Below are 6,617 nucleotides of genomic sequence, written 5' to 3'. Positions count from 1 at the left end.
CTTCCGGCCATCCTCCGTATACAGATAACAGCCTTCTCCCCTTACAACACAGGGCGTTGTCTCCGCGTGCATCGCCATTGGGGGCAGGAGTACCTTGCTTCTCTCATGCTGAGTCATAAACGTCAATCCTTTCTATTCATTATTGTTTGGGTCTTAAGAAATTTCTTTAAACATGCTTCATTAACTTGGCCACATTGTATCATCTGAGGAAAAAGAAAGATTGTAAAAAGTGGACATATCATCCAGTCCCTAGACGACCAAGCCAACCTTGCTGCGGCATACCTGATTTAAAAAAGAACTTGGGGTCATAGAAGTATATTGTTTGAAGTCATGGATAAAGTGAGGCTGGTCGTAGTAGCCAAGATCAACAATGACATCCATTATATCGGTATACTCTAAATAAGTGATGGCAGTTTGGGCTCGAATGATATCAGAGTATTTTTTGAGCGAGAGGCCAAAATGGCATTTAAAAATGTTGCTGATATAACGTTGACTATATCCCAAGGTACTTGTCATGTCTGATACCTTCAAGGTGCCAGGGGAATTAACAATCAATTTGGCTACGCAGTTGGCGATTATATGGATTGGAACGGTCTGCTGTCTGTAGAAGAACCGGCGTGTAGCCTCAACCATACTGAGGAAGTCAGGCATCTCCCCCAATTCCTGCTCAAAGGAACCGGTATCAAGAAATTCAGAGAGCGGGATGCGATTGCCCACCAGAGAGGCAACATCCTGTTTCAAAAACTTAAAATGGATACCCGGCTGCAACTTCAGGCCAAAACAACGGCAGCAGGAACTGATGAGGGATTTTTTTCCCTGGAGAAAGCTCCCACATACATATCCACGGCAGACATTGCTCTCCCATGTGAATTGCAGATCGACACAGCCGTCAGGAATGGCAATAATATCAATTTTTTTAGGATTTTCCAGCAGATATGCCTTTTCAAAGACCGGATCATCCAGCAGGACTTCCTGATAGCCAATCTGATGGCGGTTGATATAAAATGTCTTGAAATTCACATATGTACCCCCCAGGTGATGTTCAGGCTACATAAACGCCCATAAAGGGTATAGGTTAATCTTCTAAAAGAGGAATCACTTCGCCGCCTTCTCCAATTATAAGGAGGAAAGGATCTTCAAATCTTTCTAGCGCCTGTTGCAGGGCCTGCTGTAAATTGGCTGGAGAACAATGGGACATTTGCCCACGCCGGCAATCTTCTGGCAGCAGGCCGTCAGTCACCAGCGTGACGTTTGAATGTCGAACTACTCGGCCCATACTCACACCTACCGCCATGGTAAGCAGATCCTCTCCAGTATTTTGGGAAGCAATGCGGTGGGAGAGAACCTCTGTTCCGTTTTCCAATGCCATATAATCCAGTATCTGGGGATGGGGTCCTACTCCTTCGGTACAGGCGGCCAAAAGAAGGAACTCGCCCCCCTTTGCGATCACACGAGTAGGACCATAGGCCGCTTTTCCACACTGCCAGAAATCGATGTCAATGGGGTAAGCAGAGGCCAGCACCACATCAGGCCGTTGCTTCAAAGATACACCGCACACAGCCTGGGCATAGGATACCGCCTTCCGGTGGGCATGGATATAATGCCCTGCTACTGCGCGATACAGATTCATATTCTCGTCCAACACGGTGTTGATAATGTAGTGTAAGCCTATATTTTTGGTCCACTCCTCCACTGCCAGACGAACAGGACATTCCACCATGCCTAGAAGCACTTCATCCCGAAGTCCCTGCATGACATGGAACTCAGAGAAAATATCGGCAGAAGTAATACCAGGATAGAGGATCTTCGCGCCGCCTGACCAGCCCATACAGCCGTGTGGCACCACATTTCCAATGCCGATACGTATATCTGCCTCCATAGCTGGCTTATATACCCGGATCGGCGTGCCTAATTCGCTAGTGCCAACCTGGGTGAGCATATCGGGATTCTCAAATTCGCTGTTGAGAATTTGGTAGCGGTCCACAATATCCTGTCCGAATTTGGCTGCAATTTCCTCTTGTGTCATGGGCCGGTGGCTGCCCAGCGCAATGACAATAAAAATATCACGTCGAAGGATCCCAGCCCCTTCAATGCGGGGCAGGAGTTCCTGGAGTATGGTTCGGACAGGTGTCACGCGGGTATTGTCATCACTGATGATACAAACCCTTTGGCCAGGTCGAAGCAGGTTTTCGATCCGAGGCGCGCCGATAGGGTGGTCCAGCGCATCCCGAATCAGTCCGCCGTAATCAGTTACTTTTTCTGTCTGATTTAGTCGGGCATATTGAAATCGAATACCGTCCGGGATGCGGACAGTATAGCTCTTGTTTCCGCAGCGCAACGCAATACATCTGTCATCGTTCATAAGAAGCGTCCCCAATAACGGTAAAATTCAAATATGAACTGTGAAAGCTGTCGACCAAAGGTTCAGGAATACTTGTCAACAGTTCGCTGGTCTCTTTTTTTGCTTGCCCCTGGCCTCCGCAATATCAACGCGCCAGACAGAGGTGGCGGCGAGGGTAGACTGTATGGCGTGGCTGAAGCCAGACATATGCTCAGGCATTAACTTTTCACACAGCAAACGCAGAGCTTCAATCATTTCCGCCTGGTCCGTGACCTCAACGGCGGTGCCAGTAACGATGGCAGACTGAAAATAGGTGGTATATGTGTTGGGCGCGACAAATTCCGGCTCGTCCCCCCCTACGAAAGTAATGCACACATTGGGGTTGGCGTGCAGCAGGTCCAGCTTTCTCCCTCCCGCCTTGGCGCAGTGGAAGTAGAGGCAGTTGCCATTTCGAACAAAGGAGAGGGGCAGACAATAGGGAAATGCCTCGCTGGTATGAATAGACATAACGCCATGAGAGCAGTGGTCAATCAAGGACAGCGCAAATTCTTCCCCCTGTTCCCGATCGCTTCTTCGCATTGGATACATAACAGCTCCTCCTCAAAACAGAAATATGTCACAGTGTCACAAAACCGCGTGGAATATCCTTTGCCCAGATTGGATGGAAACAAAGCCGGAGGAAAGCGCAGGGCAATCCAACAGCTTTGTTTCCACCAATCATACATGCGCAGGAGCACACATCAAACAGGTTTTAGGATAGCAGCCAGACTAGAGCCATCGAGATGGGTTCGATGTAGGCAATGAGCAGCAGGCAGACAAACATGGCGGCCAAGAATGGGATAGCAGCCTTAGAGACCTCCTCTATCTTCAGCTTTGCAACAGCGGAGGCCACAAACAGATTCACACCGTAGGGAGGTGTTACAAAACCGATGGCCAGCGCTACAGTCATCATAATGCCGAAGTGGACAGGGTCCATTCCAACCGCCTTAACCATGGGCAGGAACACAGGGGTCAGGATCAGGCAGGAGGAAATATTGTCTACAAAACATCCCACCACCAGCAGAATGACGATGATCAGAGCAATAATGGCGATCTTGGAGGAGACCGCGCTGAGGACCACATTGGCTACCTTGGCCGGGATCTGTTCCATGGTCAAATAGGCCGCGAAGGACATGGAGAACCCTAGCGCCAACCCTGTGAAGCCGTTCATATCGGCGGTGCTGCGGTAAGATTCGTATACAATCTTCCAAGTCAGCTCATGGTAAACAAATTTCCCTACGAACAGAGAATAAACAGTGGCAACCACCGCGGCCTCTGTCGGGGTAAAAATACCACCATAGATGCCTCCCAGAATAATGACGGGGGCCATCAGTGCGGGCAGGGAGTCCAAAAAGACCTTCAGGAAACTCTCATCGTTCTTGGTACGCTCAATTCCCTTATAACCGCGCTTTTTAGAAATAACCCAACAGACAATCATCAGGCCAATGCCAATCAGAATGCCTGGAATAAAGCCCGCCTTGAACATATCACCCACAGAGGTGCCGGAAGCAACGCCGTAGATCACAAAGGGGATAGACGGGGGGATGATGACGCCAATCGTACCAGCTGTGGCAGTCAAACCAGTGGAAAAAGCCCGGTCATAGCCCCGCTTTTCCATCTCTGGCAGCATGATGGAGCCCATGGCGGTCACAGTAGCAGGGCCGGAGCCAGAGATGGCCGCAAAAAACATACAGCCGATGACGGTAGCCATGCCCAAGCCACCGGTAAACTTACCCACCGCGGCGTCGGCAAGATTGACGATACGTCTGGCGATACCGCCCAGAGCCATCAAATTGCCCGCCAACATGAAGAAGGGAATGGCGATCAGCGTAAAGGAGTCCAGACCAGTAAACGCTTTCTGGGCCACCATCACAGGGCCAATGTTGCTGGTCAGGCAGATGGTCAGCGATGTGGCCACGCCCAGAGCGACGCCGATCGGCACACTCAGCATGATCAGCACAAAAAACACGCCAAACAGAAGCAGAATGTTCATTCAGCGGCCCCTCCTTCCACAGTTTTTTTGCCGATAAGACTCTTAATTGTTGTTTCGATCAGACGTATGCTCATGAGCACCATTCCGACAGGAATGGAGGCGTAACAAATCTGCATGGGAATACGCAGGGCAGTAGATTTCTGCCCAAAAGCGGCAATCGTCTGGACTGCGGCCATGCCTTGAATAAAGACAAAGACAGCGAAGCCGATCCAGATGGCAGTAACAAACAATTCAAGGATTTTCTGTCCTTTAGGGGAGAGGCGATCCTTTATCATGGTGATGCGGAGATGAGTGCCGTTGCGGGCAGCATAACTCACACCCAGCCAGGTCTGCCACACATAGAGATAGCGCACAGCCTCTTCAGACCAGGATGGCGCGTCTTTAAATAGGAAACGCATCACAACCTGATAGAAAATCAGGGCGGTGCTAATCATCAAAGAAGGGACCAAAATATATTCCTCTAAATGATCCCAAATTTTAACCAAGGTTTTCATGTATTGAGCCCCCATAATAACGGCGTAGACAAGGAAATGCCTTTACCGAGTTCTGTTAATTGGTAAAGTGGGCGGGGATGCCTGCCGGCATCCCCGCCCGCAACAGGAGACATTACTCAAGTAATTTGCGATAATATATTTCTTTAATTATCTCGAATCTGAACCGCCATCTCGTAGATCTCAGGATCAATCATATTCTTGATGTCCTCTAGTTCCCAAACAGACTTGGTCGCCTCACGCATCTCTTCAACCATTGCGGCGTCGGGATGGATAAATTCCACCCCAGCCTCGGCCATAGTGGCTTCCAGTTCCTCTTCCATCTCCGTGTTCAAACGGCGCTGATTCTCCATCGCGTACTTTGACCCATCCTCTACGACCTTCTGCAAGTCAGCGGGCAGGCTCTGCCAAAACGCCTCGGAGAAAACCATAGCGTTGGCAGCATAGATGTGGCCGGTGTATGTATAGTAGGGCTGAACCTCATACAGTTTAGCAGTGTAGGTCAGCACTACGCCGTTGTCCTGCCCTTCAACAACGCCCTGGGACAGACCGGTGTACAACTCGGAGAAAGCCATGGGAGTAGGAGAAACTCCTAGTGCGTCGTAAGTAGCAATATTAACAGGGGACTCCATAACACGAATCTTCATATTCTTCATATCCGCCAGGGAAGTTATGGGGCGGACTTTATTGGAGATGTTGCGGAAAGCGTTTTCGCCGTAGGCCAGCAAACGCATACCGACATTGGGGAGGTTCTCGGCCAGTTTGGCGCCAAACTCACCGTCTAACTGCTCATAGGCATCTTCCTTGCTGCTGAAAAGGAAGGGCAAGTCACACACAGCATAGTTGGGCTCAAAGTTGGCTAAAGTAGACATGGGTCCAAAAGAGCATTGCACTGTATTCAGCTGCAGGGCTTCAAACAGCTCACGGTCGCCACCCAAAACCGAATTGTTCTGTACATCTACCCGGATACGGCCGTTGGAGTTCTCCTCAACATAAGGCTTAAAATACTCTATCAGGGCGATACCGGAGGCAGAGTCGTCCTGAATGGTAGAACCGACAATCAAAGTAAATTCAGGATCAGAAGTGGTGCCGCTCGTTCCGCCAGCGTTGGAAGCGCTGGATGTGCTGGGTTTTTGGGTGTTGCCGCATGCAGCCAGACTCAGCATCATGGCACAGGCTAGAAGCATGGAAATGGTCTTTCTCTTCATTTTTGTTCATCCTCCTCATTACATTTAGATCGGTTTTGGTTGATATACACTCTGGGGAAGCTTCCGGCCCATAAACCCAAGGAAGGAGCAGATTTGGACGGCCTGTTTACATTGGACTGGATTCTCCCACAGAAAGTACGATGACAGGAAACATATCAGAATTGGTCTGACTATGCCACAATTCTGCGGCTTCATGAGGATGCCAAGGTATTAGAAAATATACTCTTTTCAAAAGGTAATTATGTAGTGTTCTGTAATATAGTGTTCTGTATACAAACATGTAGAATATAGCCAAAAATATCAGGGAAGTTCAAAAAGACAATAGCACAAACGACATTTATCTGTCAAGAGATAAAAAGATATCAAAAAATATTTTACTATTTCTGAAAAAATTATCCAAGATTTTTGTTTATAGTGTACAGCGATTAATGGTAACAGACTGGCAAAAATCATTTGTATTATATCAACAAAAAGATATTCGTATTTTCTTGCTATTTATCATAATCGTGATATTTGGGTTGACATTCAACTTTCTTTCAACTATA

At 48.5% G+C, this 6,617-nt stretch carries 6 protein-coding genes; all 6 read right to left on the bottom strand.

Annotated elements, in window-relative coordinates; all coding sequences use genetic code 11:
- Positions 1–249 precede the first annotated feature (249 nt).
- Positions 250–1,020 carry an AraC family transcriptional regulator gene (locus tag ACEVJK_RS13390; protein ID WP_147573393.1) on the bottom strand — a complete coding sequence of 257 codons (771 nt, stop codon included), beginning with the start codon at positions 1,018–1,020 and terminating at the stop codon, positions 250–252.
- A 55-nt stretch (positions 1,021–1,075) separates the two neighbouring features.
- Complete coding sequence (gene larA, locus ACEVJK_RS13385; RefSeq protein WP_374740786.1) at positions 1,076–2,362, bottom strand: nickel-dependent lactate racemase; 1,287 nt, start codon at positions 2,360–2,362, stop codon at positions 1,076–1,078.
- 75 nt (positions 2,363–2,437) lie between these two features.
- Positions 2,438–2,929 carry a pyridoxamine 5'-phosphate oxidase family protein gene (locus ACEVJK_RS13380; RefSeq protein ID WP_374740785.1) on the bottom strand — a complete coding sequence of 164 codons (492 nt, stop codon included), beginning with the start codon at positions 2,927–2,929 and terminating at the stop codon, positions 2,438–2,440.
- A 163-nt stretch (positions 2,930–3,092) separates the two neighbouring features.
- On the bottom strand, positions 3,093–4,373 hold the full coding sequence (locus tag ACEVJK_RS13375; protein WP_186853410.1) for a TRAP transporter large permease: 1,281 nt from the start codon (positions 4,371–4,373) through the stop codon (positions 3,093–3,095).
- Positions 4,370–4,867, bottom strand: a complete 498-nt coding sequence (locus ACEVJK_RS13370; RefSeq protein ID WP_262670544.1) for a TRAP transporter small permease — start codon at positions 4,865–4,867, stop codon at positions 4,370–4,372. Before ACEVJK_RS13370 ends, ACEVJK_RS13375 begins: the two co-directional genes overlap by 4 nt.
- Positions 4,868–5,010: 143 nt before the next feature.
- The gene (locus ACEVJK_RS13365) at positions 5,011–6,072 is read right to left on the bottom strand and encodes a TRAP transporter substrate-binding protein (RefSeq protein WP_147573398.1); all 1,062 of its coding nucleotides are present in this window, start codon (positions 6,070–6,072) and stop codon (positions 5,011–5,013) included.
- Positions 6,073–6,617 lie beyond the last annotated feature (545 nt).

It is taken from the genome of Flintibacter sp. P01028 (assembly GCF_041925235.1).
GTDB lineage: Bacteria > Bacillota > Clostridia > Oscillospirales > Oscillospiraceae > Lawsonibacter > Lawsonibacter aceti.
This window is presented reverse-complemented; position numbering and strand designations above follow the sequence as displayed.

Coding starts and splice junctions, on each gene's coding strand:
- larA (WP_374740786.1), bottom strand. CDS start 2,362: ATGAACGATGACAGATGTATTGCGTTGCGCTGCGGAAACAAGAGCTAT.
- ACEVJK_RS13380 (WP_374740785.1), bottom strand. CDS start 2,929: ATGTATCCAATGCGAAGAAGCGATCGGGAACAGGGGGAAGAATTTGCG.
- ACEVJK_RS13375 (WP_186853410.1), bottom strand. CDS start 4,373: ATGAACATTCTGCTTCTGTTTGGCGTGTTTTTTGTGCTGATCATGCTG.
- ACEVJK_RS13370 (WP_262670544.1), bottom strand. CDS start 4,867: ATGAAAACCTTGGTTAAAATTTGGGATCATTTAGAGGAATATATTTTG.
- ACEVJK_RS13365 (WP_147573398.1), bottom strand. CDS start 6,072: ATGAAGAGAAAGACCATTTCCATGCTTCTAGCCTGTGCCATGATGCTG.